The 20436-nt window shown below is 39.2% G+C and carries 17 protein-coding genes and 1 other annotated feature (1 of these 18 cut by a window edge); of the genes, 2 read left to right on the top strand and 15 right to left on the bottom strand.

All coding sequences use genetic code 11. The features are described from left to right. Positions 1-6 (bottom strand) — a binding site (T-box leader); it reaches 222 nt to the left of the window's first position. A 166-nt stretch (positions 7-172) separates the two neighbouring features. Next, positions 173-367, top strand: a complete 195-nt coding sequence (locus ACFQ4X_RS10690) for a hypothetical protein (RefSeq protein ID WP_379835013.1) — start codon at positions 173-175, stop codon at positions 365-367. Positions 368-401: 34 nt separating this feature from the next. Here ACFQ4X_RS10690 and ysxE read toward each other — a convergent pair whose 3' ends face one another. From ysxE to hemA, 9 genes are all read right to left on the bottom strand, one after another. Next, a complete protein-coding gene (gene ysxE, locus ACFQ4X_RS10695; protein WP_379835015.1) occupies positions 402-1466 on the bottom strand; it encodes a spore coat protein YsxE in 1065 nt (354 codons plus the stop codon). Beyond that, positions 1463-2374 carry a hypothetical protein gene (locus tag ACFQ4X_RS10700; protein ID WP_379835017.1) on the bottom strand — a complete coding sequence of 304 codons (912 nt, stop codon included), beginning with the start codon at positions 2372-2374 and terminating at the stop codon, positions 1463-1465. The genes ysxE and ACFQ4X_RS10700 overlap by 4 nt, the downstream gene beginning before the upstream one ends. A gap of 14 nt (positions 2375-2388) precedes the next feature. Continuing rightward, a complete protein-coding gene (locus tag ACFQ4X_RS10705; protein WP_379835019.1) occupies positions 2389-3852 on the bottom strand; it encodes a LysM peptidoglycan-binding domain-containing protein in 1464 nt (487 codons plus the stop codon). 136 nt (positions 3853-3988) lie between these two features. After that, positions 3989-5275 carry a glutamate-1-semialdehyde 2,1-aminomutase gene (gene hemL / locus ACFQ4X_RS10710; protein WP_379835021.1) on the bottom strand — a complete coding sequence of 429 codons (1287 nt, stop codon included), beginning with the start codon at positions 5273-5275 and terminating at the stop codon, positions 3989-3991. A gap of 18 nt (positions 5276-5293) precedes the next feature. After that, positions 5294-6268, bottom strand: coding sequence for a porphobilinogen synthase (hemB, locus tag ACFQ4X_RS10715; RefSeq protein WP_379835023.1), 975 nt, complete (start codon positions 6266-6268; stop codon positions 5294-5296). 1 nt (position 6269) lies between these two features. Then, complete coding sequence (locus tag ACFQ4X_RS10720) at positions 6270-7031, bottom strand: uroporphyrinogen-III synthase (RefSeq protein ID WP_379835024.1); 762 nt, start codon at positions 7029-7031, stop codon at positions 6270-6272. After that, on the bottom strand, positions 7031-7960 hold the full coding sequence (gene hemC, locus ACFQ4X_RS10725) for a hydroxymethylbilane synthase (protein ID WP_379835026.1): 930 nt from the start codon (positions 7958-7960) through the stop codon (positions 7031-7033). The genes ACFQ4X_RS10720 and hemC overlap by 1 nt, the downstream gene beginning before the upstream one ends. Before the next feature lie 20 nt (positions 7961-7980). Next, positions 7981-8799: a cytochrome C assembly family protein gene (locus tag ACFQ4X_RS10730; protein WP_066291412.1), complete on the bottom strand. Its 819-nt coding sequence runs from the start codon at positions 8797-8799 to the stop codon at positions 7981-7983. A 37-nt stretch (positions 8800-8836) separates the two neighbouring features. After that, entirely contained in the window at positions 8837-10204 is a 1368-nt protein-coding gene (gene hemA / locus ACFQ4X_RS10735; protein WP_379835028.1) for a glutamyl-tRNA reductase, read from the bottom strand. A gap of 231 nt (positions 10205-10435) precedes the next feature. Here hemA and ACFQ4X_RS10740 point away from each other — a divergent pair, with 231 nt between their 5' ends. Next, entirely contained in the window at positions 10436-10912 is a 477-nt protein-coding gene (locus ACFQ4X_RS10740) for a hypothetical protein (RefSeq protein WP_379835030.1), read from the top strand. Between the two features lie 216 nt (positions 10913-11128). Here ACFQ4X_RS10740 and yihA read toward each other — a convergent pair whose 3' ends face one another. The 6 genes from yihA to ACFQ4X_RS10770 all read right to left on the bottom strand — a co-directional run bounded on the left by yihA (position 11129) and on the right by ACFQ4X_RS10770 (position 20237). Then, positions 11129-11716 carry a ribosome biogenesis GTP-binding protein YihA/YsxC gene (gene yihA, locus ACFQ4X_RS10745; protein ID WP_379835032.1) on the bottom strand — a complete coding sequence of 196 codons (588 nt, stop codon included), beginning with the start codon at positions 11714-11716 and terminating at the stop codon, positions 11129-11131. Then, positions 11713-14031, bottom strand: coding sequence for an endopeptidase La (gene lon, locus ACFQ4X_RS10750; protein ID WP_379835033.1), 2319 nt, complete (start codon positions 14029-14031; stop codon positions 11713-11715). Before lon ends, yihA begins: the two co-directional genes overlap by 4 nt. Before the next feature lie 141 nt (positions 14032-14172). After that, positions 14173-15840 carry an ATP-dependent protease LonB gene (gene lonB, locus ACFQ4X_RS10755; RefSeq protein WP_379835035.1) on the bottom strand — a complete coding sequence of 556 codons (1668 nt, stop codon included), beginning with the start codon at positions 15838-15840 and terminating at the stop codon, positions 14173-14175. Positions 15841-16221: 381 nt separating this feature from the next. Next, complete coding sequence (clpX, locus tag ACFQ4X_RS10760; protein WP_066291429.1) at positions 16222-17496, bottom strand: ATP-dependent protease ATP-binding subunit ClpX; 1275 nt, start codon at positions 17494-17496, stop codon at positions 16222-16224. 324 nt (positions 17497-17820) lie between these two features. After that, positions 17821-19113, bottom strand: coding sequence for a trigger factor (tig, locus tag ACFQ4X_RS10765; protein ID WP_379835037.1), 1293 nt, complete (start codon positions 19111-19113; stop codon positions 17821-17823). 107 nt (positions 19114-19220) lie between these two features. Then, positions 19221-20237 carry a hypothetical protein gene (locus tag ACFQ4X_RS10770; protein ID WP_379835039.1) on the bottom strand — a complete coding sequence of 339 codons (1017 nt, stop codon included), beginning with the start codon at positions 20235-20237 and terminating at the stop codon, positions 19221-19223. Between the last annotated feature and the right edge of the window lie 199 nt (positions 20238-20436).

The raw sequence follows: 20436 nt of genomic DNA on the forward strand, positions 1-20436 counted from the left end.
ACAATATAGAATCTGATTATATTTTATACAAGAGTGCTAATTTTAGTCAATAGGATAACCTTAACTTGTAAAAGTTATTCTATGCAGAAAAATAAATTTGGTGAAGCCCGTCTTTCACGTCTTCAAACCCGATGCATAAGTTATAAAAAAGGGCGAATGGGGGGGCTTCTTCTTGGCTCGGAGATATTTTAGGAAAGCCCGCTTTCCTGGCTGGCTTTTAACCGTTAAAAACGCAATTGGACAATTAACAGTGCCGCTTATTATCTTTCAGCTGATCCGGACTTTATTATTTCCTTCAGCTGTAGATTTTTTCATTATTTTAATTCTCCTTGCACTGCATTTTGGTATTGCCTATGAACTATTTTAAGATCAAACTAAACAAGAAGATCACATATATGTTGCTATATGTGATCTTCTTCATTATTTATATGAATTTTATTTGGTGCATTTTCTTCAAGAGCTGGCGGAGGAGCCATCATAATAGCATCACAAAAATCTCGTATTTTTTTCATCGCTCTTATCCTGCTCTCAAGTCTGTGCACCAATTCAATTTGAGAATATTGAGTTCTTTTGCTGCAGTATAAATCAACTGTATTAAATACTGGCTCAGGATATGATAAATAGCTGATTAATAATCCTCGTTCTTCATTTAAAAGCGGTACATGTTTCTCATATAAATCCAATAATAACTTACCTTCTTCAATCGCCCAGTCTCTCTGATGTGCAGCTCTCCGGAAATATACAGCCAAATCTCTTACAGGTGTGTCCAGCACAGCTTTTTCAAAGTTCAGCAGATGACCTTCCCCAGTAGGATTAAATATCAAATGATTACGGGAAACCTTGCCATGGCATAAGACACTTCTATATCGCTTTTCACGCTGACAAGTATCGTACCAGTCTTTTAATCTTCTTTTGGCTTCTTCAGTCATTCTCATTATTTGATGAAAATGGCTTAAATAGGTTAATTCAAAAGGAGACATATACGTTTTTTGTTCAGCTTCCTCCGTAAACCTTTCCATTTCAAACTGCCTGTTTTCCCATCTGTTCATTAAATATTGATAAGAATGTTCGACGACTTCATTTGAAAAGTCCTGTTCTTTGAGTGTCAGAGCATGCACTTTGCCAAGATGATCAAGCAGCACTTCATCCTTTGCTCTTTCATTTCTCTCATCAGATGCAAACCATGGCATGAGGTAGTAGGTTTTTGGTCCAAGCTGAACGGTATAGTCACCAAATTTGGTTGGATACAATGGTACTACCTGATGGAAACCAATTTCTGAAAGCCTTTGAATAACATGTGTGAACCAGCTTCGTTCTTCCTCGTTCATCTCTGCTTCTTTAAGTGCAAAAGTTCCTCTTTTCGTTATGACCTTCTTTACTTTTCCGTGACGTTCAAGCTTTTCAGGAAATAGATCATAATGAAAAAGGACGGGCCCGTAATTTAATGTTTCCTTTTCCGTTGTCATAGGGCCACCTTCCTTCTGTTTTCATCAAACCATTCAGTAACTGTTTTTAGAAGAGTCCGGTTTGCAACCCAAATGGCTTCGTACATGTTCATGCCTTCAACCATCTTTTCTAAACTGGTATTGTCTAATCGATTCAGACATTCAGTTAGTTCCCAAGGTGTTGTAATTTCGGCTAACAATAGTAACCCATGATCACCATTTAATGGGAATATACGATCAATTTCAGACAGAAGCATTTTTAATGACAAGGGTGAATTGTGTTCCAGCCATTCGAATAGGAAATTTCGTATCGGCATATAACTTTGTACCGGTTTGGAATCACCACCTTGGTAAAATAAAAAGTGAAAGATTCGTTTTCCATTGGCAATACTTATTTCATTTTCCAAAATTGGAACTTCGGTGTTTTGAACTTTTTTATTAAGCGCTTCAGAGAATAATAGCCTCTTTTTAGCTTCAGCTAAACTTGTATTTAAAATTTGGAAAGTTCCATCCGTGTATTTTTGAGCTAATTCCAAGCAATGGTTAAAATCAAATACAGGGTGTTCAACAGATAGATTTTTTTTATAGTTTCCTTGTACAGAAGCCGTTAACAACTGACCAATAAATTGTCCCCACCGTTCTACTTCTTCGCAGCCAAACAAAGTATCTGCATAGTCATGAAGGGTAATCCAGTGCTTGCCGTCAAACACCGCTGCTTCTCCGTCTCTTGTTCGAATCATTCTGTCAGGTACGGCGCCAGAGCCTTTTGAAGACTCATCGCGCCATCTGACATGCCATTTTAACATCTCATCATCTTTCCAATACCTTAATCGTTTCTCTCCAAAATCTGTCATGATAATATGAGGCTCCTGCTTCCATCTCACCCCATATAAATCATATTCATTTTCTAAGAGGTTAATGAGCCCCATGGCAGCACCTCATTTTAGCGTGAACTTACAGGAATATAGATAATTTGACCTTCAGATACTTCACCCTGCTGCAATTGATTCATGCGCATCAGCGTATTTAGGGAGATATCATATCTTTCACAGATGTGTTCTAAAGAATCTCCGCGCTGAAGAATATACATTCTCATTTTTGAGAAGCGATCTTCTTTGCCTGACAGCATCTTCGTTAAATACAAGGCATTTTCATCCTTTGGTTCATCATCCCGCTCTGCTTGTTGTACTTCTTGTTCTTCATAGCTGCTGGCTTCTGCTTCATATTCATAGGACTGATCTTGTTCTTCTGTATGCTGATAGCTTTGATCATGGTATTCTTGTTCATCATGATACGTTTGTTCTCCATACTCTCCTGCTTCATATGGACGGTCTCCGTAATTTTGTACCTGGTAATCCTGATAATTGTTTTCTTGCGCCGAGTAAGATTGCTGCTGATACGGATTATATTCATACGGTCTTTCTGGTTGTTGATAGGATTGCTGATTCTGATAAGGGTTCTGCTGATAATTATAGGCATCTTGAGCTTGATAATTCTGTTCTGCATACGGCTGATCATAACTCGCGTATTCCTGCTCTTCTGAATGGCTCTCATTAAATTTGAGTTCTTCTTGAGCGTCTTCATATTCCGGCAGGTAATGTTCTTCTGTTTCTGGTTCTTCTGTTTCTTCCTCATTATTCGAATTTCTCATATCCTCATTAGAGAAAGCAATTGACTTTAATGAATCAAAGGTCGCATCCATCGTTGTATCATCAATTACTTCAAAATGCGGTTTGAATTCGAAAGCTGTTTTCTTCTCAGATCTAACTTCAGAAGCTTCCTCTCTAAAACTAGCTTGAAATTCATTTTGTTCAGACTGAGAAGGTACACCTCCGCTTTGGCGAGCCTCAAATTGAAAAGGAGTAAATATCTCTGACTTCTCTTCATTCTGATCAGAACGTTCCTCGACAGCTGTGCGTACTGTTTCTTTCGGCAGTTCAAAGGCCTGACTCTCCTGGCGCTGTTTTTCATCCTTTATTCCATAAATACAGATTGATGCTGAAAGTTCAAAGCAAGTCGAGTTAGGAAGTTCATATTCAAAAGACTCTACTTCAACCTTCACCTGGTTTGAATCTTCAACACGATAGGACGGAATCGTAATGTCAACAGGAAAGCGATGAACCAGTTCTGTAACACCATCTTCTGCAACATTCAACTGAGTAAGGGAACGATATGATACACCTTCAGATAAAGGATTCCCTTCTAAATTTGATCCGTCGTTATCAACTTGATTTTCTGCACGGTATTTACCGCTTAAAATAAGAGCTCCCTTGATATAAACCTGTCCGGCTTCCTCACTGATGTTTATTTCAGGATTAAGTGACATCGACAAAACTTCAGCTACTTCCTGTCCTTTCTTAAGCCAAACAGACTCCTCAATGGAGAAACGCAGCTTTGATTGACTCATGCCCTTCTCCTCCTTTCAATTGCATATAGTTATACAATATAGGTGTATGAGAGAACAGGACGAAATATGATTCAGAGTTCCATCGGCAAAAATAAAAATAGCATCCGCTTTGATAAACGGACGCTATTAGCTGCTCTTACTTCAATTTTGAAAAAGCTTTTCTGAATGCATTAACTGTCTTGTTAATATCATCTTCAGTATGTGCAGTGGATAAGAATAATCCCTCAAATTGTGAAGGAGGAAGAGAAACCCCTTCATGCAGCATCATGCGGAAACAAGAATTAAAATGATCCAAGTTTGATAACTTAGCTGTTTCGTAATTAATTACATCTTGATTAGTAAAGAAGAAACCAATCATGCTTCCTGCACGGTTGATCGTATGGTCGATCCCGTAATGTTCTGCCGCTTCAGATATTCCTGCAGCAAGCTGATCACCAAGCTTTTTAAAATAATCGTAACTTTCTTTTGTTAGCTGAGAAAGAGTAGCATAACCTGCAGCCATTGCTAATGGATTGCCAGACAATGTTCCTGCCTGATAAATAGGTCCGCTAGGTGCGATTTGCTGCATGATTTCACGCTTGCCTCCATAAGCACCGACAGGAAGCCCCCCGCCAATTACCTTCCCTAAACATGTAAGGTCAGGTGTGACTCCGAAATACCCTTGAGCGCATTCATAATCCACTCGGAAACCTGTCATAACTTCATCAAAGATTAATAGAGAGCCATGTTGTTCCGTCATTTTGCGGACTCCCTCAAGGAACCCTTTTTGAGGAGGTACTACACCCATGTTCCCTGCCACAGGTTCAACGATTACACAGGCAATATCTTCTCCGAATTGATTGAAAGCAACTTGGAGACTTTCAAGATCATTGTACGGAACCGTGATCGTATTTTGAGCTATCCCCTCAGGTACACCTGGAGAGTCTGGCAGACCAAGAGTCGCTACACCTGAACCAGCTTTAATCAGCAATGAGTCACCATGACCATGATAACAGCCCTCGAACTTAACTATCTTGCTTCTCCCTGTATATCCACGCGCAAGACGAAGCGCGCTCATCGTTGCCTCTGTTCCGGAGTTGACCATACGAACCACTTCTATAGAGGGAACACGGTCAATAACAAGTTTCGCCAGTTTCGTCTCCATCTCGTTAGGAGCTCCAAAACTAGTTCCTCGTTCAGCAGTCTCTTTAAGAGCTTTTACCACTGCTTCATCTGCATGACCTAAAATTAATGGGCCCCATGATAGTACATAATCAATATATTCATTTCCATCGATATCATAAATTTTAGATCCTTTGCCGCGTTCCATAAATACAGGATCCATATTCACTGATTTAAAAGCACGTACAGGACTGTTAACGCCGCCAGGCATATATTCTTTCGCTTCTTTGAACGCCGCGATTGATTTTTCAAAGTTTCTCATACTGAAACCCTCCCCCATTTATTGGTTCTCTTTCAGCCATCTTGCCGCATCTTTAGCAAAGTATGTGATGATGAGATCTGCTCCAGCTCTTTTCATAGAAATTAATTTTTCAAGGACGATACTTTTTTCATCTACCCAGCCATTTAAGGCTGCTGCTTTAATCATGGAATATTCTCCGCTCACATTATAAGCAACGAGCGGAAGAGGATATCTATCCTTTAATTCCCGAAGAATGTCCAGATATGAAAGTGCCGGTTTAACCATTAAGAAGTCTGCTCCTTCAGCAATATCTGACTCTGCTTCACGAAGAGCTTCCAGGCGGTTTGCCGGGTCCATCTGATAGGTTTTTCTGTCACCAAACTGCGGTGTGCTGTGTGCAGCATCACGAAACGGACCGTAAAAGGATGAAGCATACTTTACAGCATAAGACATAATTGGAATTTCTGTATAACCCGCTTCATCCAATCCTTGTCTGATCGCAGCAACAAAACCGTCCATCATATTAGAAGGCGCTATAATATCAGCTCCTGCTTCTGCTTGAGAAACTGCTGTTTTTGCCAAAAGTTCAAGCGTTTCGTCGTTACGTACATAGCCGTTCTCAATAACACCGCAATGGCCGTGATCTGTAAACTGACAAAGACAAGTATCTGCGATTACAGTTAGAGAGGGTGCGATCTCTTTAATTTGACGAATGGCTTTTTGTACGATTCCGTTATGGTCATATGCAGAACTTCCGCATTCATCTTTCTCACCAGGTACACCGAAAACTATAATAGACTGAATACCTAAGCTTTCAACCTCTTTAATTTCTTCTTCCAATAAATCGAGTGAAAGATGATAAACGCCTGGCATTGAAGGAACTTCTTTTTTAACATTCTCACCTTCCACAAAAAATAATGGATAAATAAAATCAGATACATGAAGATGTGTTTCTCGTACAAGTGAACGCAATGAGGCAGTTCTTCTTAAACGGCGATGACGCTGGAAATTCATATTAGCTTCCTCCTTGAAAATAAATTGCAGCAAGTTTCACCATGTCCTCAGCTGTATATCTTTCAGGCATAAAAACATGTTGGAACCCTTTCTCGACCGCTGCTTTTTTTGTAGTCGGCCCAATACAAAAAGCAGGGGTTTTCAAAATCCTGCTGTTTTGTTTCTTTTCATAATACGAAGTCATAAATGAGACAGCTGAAGGACTTAAGAAAAAGCAGCAATCTGCTTTTAAGACTAAACCCCAGTCAAGCTCCTCAGCGGGTTTTGTCTCGTAGACTACTAGTTCTTCCACATCTGCTTTATCTTTAAGTTGATCTTTAATGAAAGAAGGAGCGAGACTTCCCTTTGGAAAAAGTACTTTTTCTCCAACTTTAACTTCTTTTTTTAAAAGTTCAGCAAGTGCTTCAGCGTCATAACGCTGCGGAACAAGGATTGAATGGATTCCCCACTCCTGCATCGCTTGTGCAGTTTTCTCTCCAACTGCAGCAAATTTATGCTGGTCAAACGATAATTCCTTATCTTTAATTATCCGAAAAAAATGATCAACACCATTCTTGCTGGTGAAAATAATCCACTTAAAGCGGGATAGATGCTGTATCGGATACTCATCTAAAGTTTTGTCCGTTCCTATTATTGTCACAACCGGAAAAGGGAGCGGGATGCCCCCTTGATCTTTGATTAGTGATAACAATGAATCTGCTTGCTCTTTAGGCCGGGTAACAAGTACAGTTTTACCTGCTAATGGACCTTCTGGTGTCTTCATTAAATGTCCAGGTCCTTTTTCACATCATCAAGAATCTTTTTTGCGCCGATTTCTTTTAATTTTTGAGCGAGTTCAACCCCTACCTGATGAGGGTCTTTTCCTGTTTTTATTTCTTTTAATACTTTTTTTCCTGACGGGTCTGCAACTAGTCCTGTTAACGTTACTTGATCATTCGTTAAAGTTGCATATGCAGCGATAGGTACTTGGCAGCCGCCTTCTAAAGTATCTAAAAAGGCACGCTCCGCCTGAACCGTCTGAAACGTATACGAGTCATTTAAAGTGGCTAATAACTCTTTTACTTCATCGTCTTCACTTCTGCATTCAATCGCCAGCGAACCTTGTCCTACTGCAGGTAAACAAAGATCTGTATCCAAAAACTCCGTTACAACATCCTTAGACCAGCCCATTCTCTCTAACCCAGCTGCAGCGAGAATAATAGCATCAAATTCACCGGATTTCAGCTTTTCCAATCGAGTATCAATATTTCCTCTTATGGACTTAATCGATAAATCAGGGCGGGTATGTAAAAGCTGTGCCGCTCTTCTTAAAGAACTTGTTCCAACAACAGCACCTTCTGGCAATTCACGTAAAGAAGAGAATTTTTCAGAAATAAGAGCATCTCGCGGATCCACACGCTTAGGCGTACATGCGATCTCAAGACCTTCTGGCAGAGCTGCAGGCATATCCTTCATACTATGGACTGCTATATCAATCTCTTTATCTAACATAGCCTGCTCAATTTCTTTAACAAAAAGACCTTTTCCGCCTACTTTAGATAAGGTAACGTTTAAGATGACATCACCTTTTGTTACAATCTCTTTCACTTCAAACTCAAAAGGAAGACCTGTTTTCTTTAACTGGTCGATTACCCAGTTCGTCTGAGTAAGAGCCAGTTTGCTTCTCCTTGAACCTACTATTATTTTTCTCATTTTATAAAACTCCTATCTCTTTACTTATACCAAAGATGAAACTCAGTAAATGTAGATGCTAAAAAGTAATTTATAAGGACTACCAGAAATGCTGCTGTGTTCCAGAGAGCAAGGGTTTTGCCTTGAACACCTCTGGCTACTTTTTGGTATAAGTAAGTGCTGTAAACCAAAAGTACGATAAACGATGAGATGACTTTCACATCGAGAAGTGTAAAGTTATTTATCTTCCAGAATGCCCATATCACACCTAATATTAAACTAAGCAGCAGCAGCGGAACACCCACTGTATTTAAACGGAACGAAAGCTTTTCGAGATAAGAAAGACTTCCGAAACGCTGCAGCCTTTTGCTCCACTTTTTCTTTTTCAGCATGCCGTGCTGAATTAAATACATAAAAGAAAAAATAAAAGATAAAGAGAAAGCTCCATAAGATATAAAAGCCATCGTAATGTGAATGATTAATAGTTCTGAGATGAGCTGTTTTTCTATAACCGCACTCGCTTGCCCGGTTGGTGCAAATAAATGGATGGATACAAGCAAAAATCCAAGTACGTTCGTAAAAAATACGAGGAAGTCCACTCTAAAAAATTTACTCATTACAACAGAAAAAGTAACGAGGATCCAAGCATAAAAAAACAGGCCTTCTGACGGTGTTAAAATTGGAAACCGCTGATCTTCCAGCATCCGTAACACAAAGAAGACCGTTTGCAGCACCCAGACAATAGAAAGCAACCAGAAAGCAAACTGGTTCGCTTTCCGGTTGTTTTGAAGAAAATCTATAAAATAGCCTGTGATGCTTAGTGCATATAAGACAATTGTAAGATCATATATCCAATTCATTTTGCTCACACTCCATGAGCCCGAGGGAAACAATAAATTAAGTTCTTGCTGTAAAAGGATTGACAGCCTCATCAGATAAAGATGCTTTGTCTTCTCTGTTTGCAGCAAAACCTGTTTCCAACTGCTTTTGTTTATCTAAATAATCTTCCAATGCAAAAATCTCTGTAAATAACTGCAGCTGTTCTTCTGCATCAGCTTGTCCTGCTATTTCTTTAGCTCTCGTAACAGGGTCACGCAAAAGCTGGTTTACAATGCTCTTCGTATGTTTGCTTAAGATCTTTTTCTCTCGATCCGTTAAATCAGGCAATTTGCGTTCTATACTCTGCATCGTTTCGGCTTGAATGTTCAATGCTTTTTCACGAAGAGCAGAAATTAAAGGTACTACACCAAGCATTGAGATCCAGGATTGGAAATCAATGATTTCTGATTCAATGAGAATCTCAATCTTTTCCGCTTCTTTTTTGCGCTCTGCCAAGTTTGATTCAACGATTCCTTCTAAATCATCAATATCATATAAGAAAACGCTGTCCAAATCATGCAATGCAGGATCTAAATCCCTCGGAACTGCAATATCCACCATAAATAGCGGAAGCCCTTTCCGTTTCTTAATTGCAGGTGCAGCCATTTCTTTTGTGATAACAAAATCACTTGCTCCTGTGGACGAAATAACTATATCGGCTCTAACAAGTAATTTCTCTAAATCGTTAAAAGGGTGAGCGACGCCATAAAACTTTTCTGCTACTTCTTTTGCTTTTTCGAATGTACGGTTAATTACCAGCACTTCATTGCCGCCGCTGGCATGAAGATGTTTAGCTGTTAACTCGCCCATTTTCCCTGCCCCAACGATTAGAATCGTCTTATTCTGCAGTCCGCCAAAGATTTTCTTTGCAAGTTCAACAGCCGCGTAGCTGACAGAAACTGCGTTTTCGCCAATATCAGTTTCGGAATGGCACTTTTTCGCAAATGTAATTGCCTGCTTCATTAATTTATTAAAGATGGTTCCTGTAGCTGATAGCTTTTGTGATTCAAGAAAGCTGTCTTTTACCTGGCCAAGAATTTGAGTCTCTCCGATTACCATTGAATCCAAACCAGCTGATACACGGAATAAATGCTCCACAGCCGCTTCTCCGTCTCTTATGCTTAAAAAAGGAGAAAGTTCTTCTTTGTCAATGTTAAACCAATCTGCTAAAAACGATTTGATGTAGTATCTTCCTGTATGAAGCTGATCGGCAACCGCATAAATTTCAGTACGGTTACATGTAGAAACTATTACACATTCAAGTATACTTTTTTGTTTACGGAGTAAAGAGATCGCATCCTGTATTTCAGCGGGCTGAAACGCAACTTTTTCCCGGATTTCCACGGGAGCCGTTTTGTAATTAAGTCCTACCACTAAGATATGCATGCGCTCACCTCCTTTTTATGTATGTTTTCTGTGTTTATTATACCATGGACAAAAATACAAATTGCCGGTATATTGTGAACAGAATTTAAACGTTTATGCTATGATAGGGTTAATAATTTTATGGTATGTAACTGTCTTATGATTTCCTGAACTTCTAAAACTTAACACCATTATTTAAAATAACAAATTTCGACCAAATTAGCAAAGGTTATACGCAATATTGGAGGACTTATGAAACAACAAAGCAAATTCAGCGGATTTATTTTGATTGGTATTGGTTTATTCTTTTTCGCAATTCAGATGAACATTGAAGTGATCCAGCCTTATCTAACATGGCCAACATTGATTCTAATAATTGGACTGGCACTCCTTATACAAGCAGGTTCCGGAAAAGATTCAGCAAGTCTGTTTTCAGGTGTTTTCCTTACAGGACTCGGCATCCATTTTCATGCTGTTTCAAAGATTCCTTCCTGGCCGGAGCCGCTGCAAATGATTACTTTGCTTACAGGGATAGCATTCTTAATCCAGTATAAAAAGGCGAAGGACGGTCTTATTCCTGGACTATTGTTAACTAGTTTGTCACTTTGGCTTATCTTTTTTAACAATAATACCCCTTCTGTAGAAAGTATATTTGCAAAAGCAGAAAGTTTCTGGCCGATCATCCTTATGGTTCTAGGTGCCTATTTCATATTTTTCAAGAAAAAATAAAAGCAGTGTTCGATTCGAACACTGCTTTTTTATTTGGCTGTCCCATAAAATTTGTTGCTAAGAGATGATGTTGATTTCCGCTCCAGGATGCTCGCTTTCCGCGGGGTGTGCGGTGAGCCCGCAGGAGTCTCGCACCCTTGCGCTCCAATCAACTAGTCAATGAAGCGTACTCAACAAATAACGTTCAAAAGCAACAAAGCATTTGAAATCAGCCTTTTATTTTGTTAAATAAGAGTTCAGCACTCCCCACGCTTCGTCTTTCCCATGTCCTGTTTCAGAAGAAAAAAGAACGATCTTGTCGGTCGGATCCATGTTTAATGTTTCTTTAACTACCTTTTTGTGCTTATCCCATTTCCCTTTTGGAATCTTATCACTTTTTGTAGCCACAATGATAACCGGCAGTTCATGATACTTAAGCCAATCATACATCAAACAATCATCCTTTGAAGGAGGATGCCTAAGATCGACAAGCTGGACAACGGCTTTCAGCTGATCCCTCTCAACAAGATATTGTTCGATCATCTTGCCCCAGGCTTCTCTTTCTGTTTTAGAAACTTTAGCAAATCCATAGCCTGGCACATCTACAAAATAAAAGCTTTCATTTAAAATATAAAAATTAAGAGTTTGCGTTTTTCCTGGCCTTGAAGAAGTACGCGCTAAATTTTTACGGTGGATCATTTTATTGATAAAGGAAGATTTTCCTACGTTTGACCGGCCTGCCAGGGCAATTTCCGGAAGATTGCCTTCCGGATATTGTTTCGGGCCTACGGCTGATATAACTATCTCTGCTGTATTAACTTTCACTTTTCATCACCTGCTAATGCTACTTTTAAGACTTCATCCAAGTGGGAGACTAGAATAAATGAAAGACCTTCTTTTACAGTTTCCGGAATTTCTTCAATATCCTTTTCATTCTCTTTAGGAAGAATGATTGTCTTTATACCCGCTCGGTGTGCGCTTAAAGATTTTTCTTTCAAACCGCCAATAGGCAGAACACGCCCTCTTAGCGTTATCTCACCTGTCATGCCAACATCACGCCTCACCGCTCTCTTTGTAAGGGCAGAAACAAGGGCTGTGGCAATTGTAATCCCCGCAGAAGGTCCATCTTTTGGAGTAGCACCTTCTGGGACATGAATATGAATATCTGTTTTCTCGTAAAAGTCTGGAGCAATCCCCAATTCTTCTACTTTCGTGCGGACATAGCTCAATGCTGCTTGTGCAGACTCTTTCATTACATCGCCTAGTTTACCTGTTAAAATAAGCTTACCTTTTCCAGGAGACAAGGCTACTTCAATAGAAAGCGTATCTCCGCCTGCAGTCGTATAGGCAAGGCCTGTAGCGGCTCCAATCTGATCTTCAAGCTCAGCCTGACCATATCGGAAACGAGGCTTTCCAAGGTATTCTTCAATGTTCTTAGCAGACAAGATTACCTTTTTCTTTTCAGACGACACAATCTGTTTTGCAGCTTTTCTGCATAAACCAGCAATCTGACGCTCTAAATTACGCACACCAGCTTCACGTGTGTAATTACGGACGAGCTTTAAAATACAATCATCCTTGAACTGAATCTGGCTCTTCTTAAGACCATGTTCTTTTAATTGTTTAGGAATTAAGTGATTTTTGGAGATATGAAGTTTTTCAACTTCTGTATATCCAGCAATCGAAATTACTTCCATTCTGTCTAAGAGCGGTCCAGGAATTGTAGAAAGTGAGTTTGCAGTCGTCACGAACATAACTTTTGATAAATCATAAGGCTCTTCGATGTAGTGATCGCTGAAACTGCTGTTCTGCTCAGGGTCTAACACTTCAAGCATAGCTGAAGATGGATCACCTCTAAAATCACTCGACATCTTATCGATCTCATCCAGCAAAAATACAGGATTTACTGTTCCAGCTTTCTTCATACCTTGAATCAATCTGCCTGGCATAGCACCTACATACGTTCTGCGGTGGCCTCTGATTTCTGCTTCATCCCTGACTCCGCCTAAGGAGATTCTAACAAAGTTGCGGCCGATGGCCCGGGCAATAGAACGCGCTAAAGAAGTTTTACCAACTCCTGGCGGTCCTACAAGGCATAGAATAGGGCCTTTTAATGAATTCGTCAGTTTTTGAACAGCTAAATACTCTAAAACTCGATCCTTCACTTTTTCAAGCCCATAATGATCTTCATTCAGAACTGTTTCCGCATGCGGGATGTCCAGATTATCTACAGTCTCTTGTTTCCATGGCAAGTTAACAAGCCATTCTATATAAGTCCGGATTACAGAACTTTCCGCAGAAGAATTAGGCATTTTTTCATATCGGTCCAATTCTTTCTTTGCTATTTCCATAACGTGTTCAGGCATATCAGATGCTTCGATACGTTCCTTTAATGAGCTGACTTCGCCTATTTTACCTTCTTTGTCGCCCAGTTCCTTCTGAATGGCCTTCATCTGTTCACGCAAATAATACTCTTTTTGCGTTTTTTCCATCGCCTTTTTTACCCGCTGGCCAATTTTCTTTTCAAGTCCCAACACTTCTTTTTCGTTATTTAAAAGTGCCAGCAAATGTTCAAGTCTTTCCTTAACATTAAAGATCTCTAGAATCTTTTGTTTTTCTTTAATTTTCAAGGAAAGGTGTGAAGAAATAACGTCAGCAAGTCTGCCAGGTTCTGTTATATCTTGTACAGACGCCAAGGTTTCAGGAGTTACTTTTTTAGAAAGGTTTATGTATTGTTCGAACTGCGCCAAAACTGCCCTCATCAACGCTTCCGTTTGAGCTTCTTTCTCTTCCACTTCATCTGTTAGCTCTATTTCTACTTCAACATGTGTCTTTTCATCCATAAAAGAAGTAATTTTCCCACGCTGAATACCTTCTACCAACACTCTTATCGTGCCATTAGGCAGTTTAAGCATCTGATTGACTTTTGATAAAGTCCCAACATTGTAAATTTCCTCTTCAGCTGGATCTTCGATAGAAACTTCCTTTTGAGTTGAAAGAAAAATCATTTGGTCATCGAGCATCACTTTTTCAAGTGCTTGAATCGACTTTTCTCTTCCAACATCCAAGTGAAGCACCATTGTCGGATAGACCAACAATCCGCGTAGAGGGAGGAGCGGAAGAACTCGTTTTTCCCCCATTAAAAACACCTCCGAAAACTACTGTGTAATCATTAATTATATGCATAGTCTTTGTACAATTCTACCGATAATGCTTAACTTTGTCTAATGTTAGCTATCCCAAAAACTTTTATTAAACAAAAAAGAAACCCCTTCTTCTCCTTAAACTGAAGAAGGAGGGGAATTTAAAGCTGCTGAAGCTGGAATTGACTCCTCAGAGCTGTCATCTAAAAACACATATTGAAACACTTCTGTGAGTTTTTTCACCGGAATGATTTCTACATCTTCAATGCTTTCAAATATCTTTTGGTTGTTCTCAAATGGAATGAGCACACGTTTCGCTCCAGCGTCCTTGGCAGCTAATATTTTTGCCATTACACCGCCAACTGGTTTTACTTTACCATGAATACTTATCTCACCAGTCATTGCTACTTCATGATCAACGCGTACTTTATGGATCGCAGAATAGATTGATGAAGCAATCGCGATTCCTGCTGATGGACCATCCACAGGTCCTCCTCCAGGGAAATTCACATGAATATCGTAGATGGAAGCATCAACACCCATAAATCGAAGGACTGTTATAACATTCTCAACTGATCCTTTAGCCATACTTTTTCTTCGAATTGACTTAGACTGATTGCCGATGCTCTCTTCTTCAGCAATTCCTGTAATCGTAATCGATCCTTGCTTCTTAGCTGGAAGTACAGTTGTTTCTATTTCAAGAAGCGCACCGCTTGTCGGACCGTAAACAGCTAGTCCATTTACTAACCCGATTTTCGGTTTGCTGCCAATCTTTCTCTCAGGCCTTGGCGCCATTCTGCTTGAATGAGTAACCCATTCAACGTCACCTTTTGTAATGTTCTCTCGCTGTTCAGTAATGGCTAATCCGGCGGCAATTTGTATCATATTAACTGCCTCACGTCCGTTTTTAGCGTATTGAGCCATATATTTTAGAGACTCATCGTCAATACCAAGCTGAATTTTATCTGCAGCACGCTTTGCAATCTGCTCTATTTCCACAGGCTGAAGCTCTCTAAAGAAGACTTCCAGACATCTTGATCGGATTGCAGGCGGAATCTCGTCCGGCATACGAGTAGTGGCACCGATCATTCTAAAATCAGCCGGAAGTCCATTTTGAAAAATATCATGAATATGGTGAGGTATGTTTGCATTTTCTTCTGAATAATAAGCACTTTCAAGATATACTTTGCGGTCTTCTAATACTTTTAATAGCTTGTTCATCTGAATAGGATGCAGTTCTCCAATCTCGTCAATAAAAAGAACACCGCCATGTGCATTTGTAACGGCACCTTGTTTAGGCTGCGGTATACCGGCTTGCCCCATTGCACCTGCACCTTGATAAATAGGATCATGAACTGAACCAATCAGCGGATCAGCTATTCCGCGTTCATCAAAACGAGCCGTTGTTGCATCTAATTCAACAAATACTGCAGTTGAACGAAATGGCGATGTTTTGTTCCTTTTTGCCTCTTCAAGAACCAATCTTGCTGCTGCAGTCTTACCAACCCCAGGCGGTCCATACACAATTACGTGCTGCGGGTTTGGACCGCACAATGCTGCTTTTAATGCCTTGATGCCATCCTCTTGGCCAATAATATCTTCGAATTTTCCTGGGCGTACCCGCTCAGACAATGGTTCAGATAGTGAGATAGACCGCAGTCTTCTTAATTGTTCCATCTCTTTTCTTGACTCTTTATCTACGCTTACTTTTTGGGACCGCTGGTTTCTCAGCAAATTCCAAAAATACAGACCGATTATAATCCCAAAGAATAATTGAATGATTAACGCTATCCCTGTCCAGTTCATCGTTTTCCTCCCGGTACATATGTAGTGATAACCATAGTATCTCCGAGGATATGAGGACCTAAACGGTAATAATGCTAAAACAAATTTTGTTTATATGGAAGTTTGTGGGGAGATGGAAGTAGATTAGGAAGTTCTGAAGTAAAGGGAACAAGCCCACACTATAAATTTCTATTTATGAGCCTACAAGGAAACTTATGAGCTTTAAAAAAGTTTTATGGTCCTTAAAAGTTATTTATGAGCCTTCAAATGTATTTATAGTCCTTCAAAAAATTTATGAGCCTTCGTCCATTTTCACAAAGTTGATTTGGCTTAGCATAAAATAAGGCAAAAAAAGACTGACTCAATCAGCCTTTAATGATAACAGCCATGAGCCAGCCTCTATTAAGCACTCTCTTTAGGAGTTTCTTTTGATTGTTCGATAACAGTACCATCTTCAAGTTCTAAAGTTGGTGGTACTTTGTCAGAAATTGTTTCTTTTGTAACTATACATTTTACAACATCTTCACGAGAAGGAAGCTCAAACATTACATCAAGCATTACACCTTCAATAATCGAACGGAGTCCGCGCGCACCTGTTTTGCGTTCAATGGCTTGTGCTGAGATTTCACGAAGTGCTTCATCTGTAAACTCAAGCTCTACTCCATCGATATCTAAAAGTTTTTGATATTGTTTTACCAAAGCGTTTTTAGGTTTTGTCAGGATTTCGATCAGCGCATCCTCATCCAATGGATTTAAGTTAGAGATTACTGGCAAACGGCCGATAAACTCTGGAATTAACCCAAAACGAAGTAAATCTTCAGGAAGTACTTTAGATAAGTATTCACCTGCTTTTAAATCCGCTTGTTTTGAATCTGAACTGAACCCAATAACTTTTTTACCTAAACGGCGTTTAATAATTTGCTCGATTCCATCGAATGCTCCGCCACAGATGAATAGAATATTCGTAGTATCGATTTGGATGAATTCTTGATGTGGGTGTTTTCTTCCGCCTTGCGGAGGGACACTCGCAACCGTGCCTTCTAGAATTTTAAGAAGAGCCTGCTGCACACCTTCACCGGAAACATCACGTGTAATCGATGGGTTTTCTGATTTACGTGCAATCTTATCGATCTCATCAATGTAAATGATTCCTTTTTCTGCTTTTTCAACATCATAATCAGCAGACTGAATTAATTTAAGAAGGATGTTTTCTACGTCCTCACCTACATAACCAGCTTCTGTTAAAGATGTAGCATCAGCAATAGCAAAAGGCACATTTAAAATTCGCGCTAAAGTTTGTGCAAGCAGCGTTTTACCGCTTCCTGTCGGTCCGATCATCGCGATATTACTTTTTGCCAGTTCAACTTCATCGGATTTTTGAGAAGAATTAATTCTCTTATAATGGTTGTAAACGGCTACAGAAAGCGATTTCTTCGCCTGATCCTGACCGATTACATACTCATCAAGAATTTTACGGATTTCTACTGGTTTTGGTACTTCTTTTAGTTCTACATCCTCTTCTGTACCTAATTCTTCTTCTACAATTTCAGTACAGAGTTCGATACATTCATCACAAATATATACACCTGGTCCAGCAACCAGTTTTCTAACTTGATCTTGTGTTTTACCACAGAAAGAACACTTCAATTGCCCTTTTTCATCATTAAATTTAAACAATGATATCACCCCTAAAACGATAATATGGATGAAACGCTTGACCTTTTTTGCAAATTCTATAGTACAGGTCTGTATTTATTTCTACTGCTTAAGCATTCCGTTGATTATAATGGATTGTATCACACTTCCATAATAAAACGGAAATAAAAACCCTTATTAAATATGTATGGTATGGCTCTATATAAGTATGAACAAACCTGCGTGTTTTAAAACCTATTTTTCAAATAGCAGTAGAAAATACCTAAATAATGTTATGTATTGCAAAACAAGGCACGATAGTAAGGATCGCGCCTTGTTTCATTTCTTGCATTGATATTATTGTAATTAAACTGTTTTGCTGTTTTCAACAAGGAAGTCGATTGCTTTGCGGACTTTTAAGTCAGCAGCAACTGCATCGTTTCCACCTTGCATAGCAAGCATTTGCTTAATTTGTTCAACTTCCATCTTGTACATTTCAGCCATCTTGTTAAGCTCTGCATCGATTTCTTCTTCAGAAACTTCAATGTTTTCTGCTTCAACAATTGCTTCTAGTACAAGGTTTGTACGAACACGCTTCTGAGCGTCTTCTTTCATTTGCTCACGAAGTGCTTCTTCACTTGTTCCAGAGAACTGGTAGTAAAGGTCAAGGTTCATGCCTTGCATTTGAAGGCGTTGACCAAACTCTTGAACCATACGGTCTAGCTCAGTGTTAACCATAGCTTCTGGAATTTCGATTTCAGCATTTTCAGAAGCTTTTTCAATCACAGTTTCACGTGTTTGATTTTCGGCTTCTTGTTTTTTGCTTTCTTCAAGCTTCGTACGAAGTTCTTTTTTCAAGTCTTCAAGTGTTTCAGCATCGCCTTCAGCTTCTTTTGCGAACTCATCGTTAAGTTCCGGAAGCTGTTTTGATTTGATGTCATGAATTTTCACTTTGAAAACTGCAGGCTTACCAGCTAATTCTTCAGCATGGTACTCTTCAGGGAAAGAAACGTTAACATCTTTTTCCGCTCCAGCTTTTTCACCAACTAGTTGTTCTTCAAAGCCTGGAATGAATGAACCAGATCCAATTTCTAATGAATAGTTTTCAGCTTTTCCGCCTTCGAAAGCTTCTCCGTCAACAAATCCTTCGAAATCCAGGTTTACTGTGTCGCCATTTTCAATTGCGCCATCTTCTTTAACAACTAATTCAGCTTGTTGTTCTTGTAAACGAGTAAGTTCGTTTTGAACATCTTCATCAGTTACTTCAGTTTCAGTCTTTTCAACTTCAAGACCTTTGTACTCGCCAAGTTTAACTTCCGGCTTAACGATTACTTTAGCTGTGAATACAAGGTTGCTTCCTTGCTCCATTTTTTCGATATCAACTTCTGGACGATCTACAGGCTCGATTCCTGTTTCTTCAACTGCATCACCATAAGCTTTTGGCAATAAAATGTCTAAAGCATCTTGGTAAAGAGACTCTACACCAAAACGTTGTTCAAAAAGTCTGCGCGGCATTTTCCCTTTACGGAAACCTGGCACGTTTACCTTTTTAACCACTTTTTTAAACGCTTGGTCTAGCGCTGTATCTACTTCAGAAGCCTCAACTTCAACAGTTAAGACACCTTGATTACCTTCTAACTTTTCCCATTTAGCACTCATTAATATATTCCCTCCAACATCGGTATTTCCATAAATATCATATAGATTACAACCATTCCATTATAGCATAGACGTACTGTATTTCAACAAGTTACATCACTTTCTCATCAAGTCTGCAAATAAAATCTTTCCAGTTCGACCAGAAGCTTTACTGCTTTATGTATTTCAGAGTCTTCATTTTCCATGTCTTCTTCAATTCCGCATAAGACAGAAGCAGCTATTACAGAAGCTTCGAACCACAAAAGTTTATTTTCCGGCTGAGGAACGAATGGATAAATCGCTAACGTGTAGTCCTTCCAGACAGCCAATGCTATATCAAGTAAAGACGGGTTTTCTTGTTCCAATTCATCTTGAATTAAAGCTTTTACTTCCTTATAAAAGGGATGTTCGTTCCAATCCATTAATTCCTGGATTTCTACATCCTCTACCCGCCCATACTTTTCAAGCTTGACGACTTTATTAATTTGATTTTCTTTTAAATATTGGAGAATTAAACTTTTTACAGCTGGGTGTTTCGATTCATCAAGCAGAAAAGATTCAAATAAAGGCACCGTTAATTCGGGTCCTAGTTTTTTTAGCTGTTGAACCGCCATCCATTGAGAGTCCGCTCTTTCACTTTGGAGCATATCCTTTAAAGCACTTAAATTAGGATTTTCATTTGACACTGTTTCTTCAGGATTTATCTTTACTTCTGGAACTCCTTCTTGTTCGATGACCTTCCTGCTGAATTGAAGGAGCTGATAGAAGGTTTCTGCTTTATCAGCCGGGATTTTTTGTTCTTCTAAAACTGCTTCAATAACTGATACGACCGTTATGTACTCTGATAATTGAACAAGTATGCTTAAATAGATTTGAAGCACATCATAATACTCCCCAATTCCCTCTTTAAGCATCCTGTCACAGCGTGTTTTTGCTTCCTGCAATCTTCCTAACTCGACCAAACTTAAGACAAGTCCGAGATTTCCTTGTGAATGCATCGGATCCGTATGCAGCAGCTGTTCAAAACAAGACAGCGATTCATCATAGTGCTTGTTTTTCAAAGAATCCATACCTTTTTCTAAAAGCCGTCCTGTTAAATTTGGAAACCGAATGATATTGTTTTTGTTTTCCTTGTCGTTTGTCATCACAATTCTCCGCTTCCGTATAGATTTGACTAAAGAATATCAGTTTCGACTTCGGAACTCAAGAAAGGGATGACTATTCCCATTAACTCAACCCCTATAAGGATGATTCTTTTTGAGAATTACATCGAAACTGACAAGTAAAGAGTAACCACATAAAAAGAGTTAATCATCACATAAAAAACTCAAATAATCACATAAA

The organism is Fictibacillus halophilus (genome assembly GCF_042680145.1).
Taxonomy (GTDB): Bacteria; Bacillota; Bacilli; order Bacillales; family Fictibacillaceae; genus Fictibacillus; species Fictibacillus halophilus_A.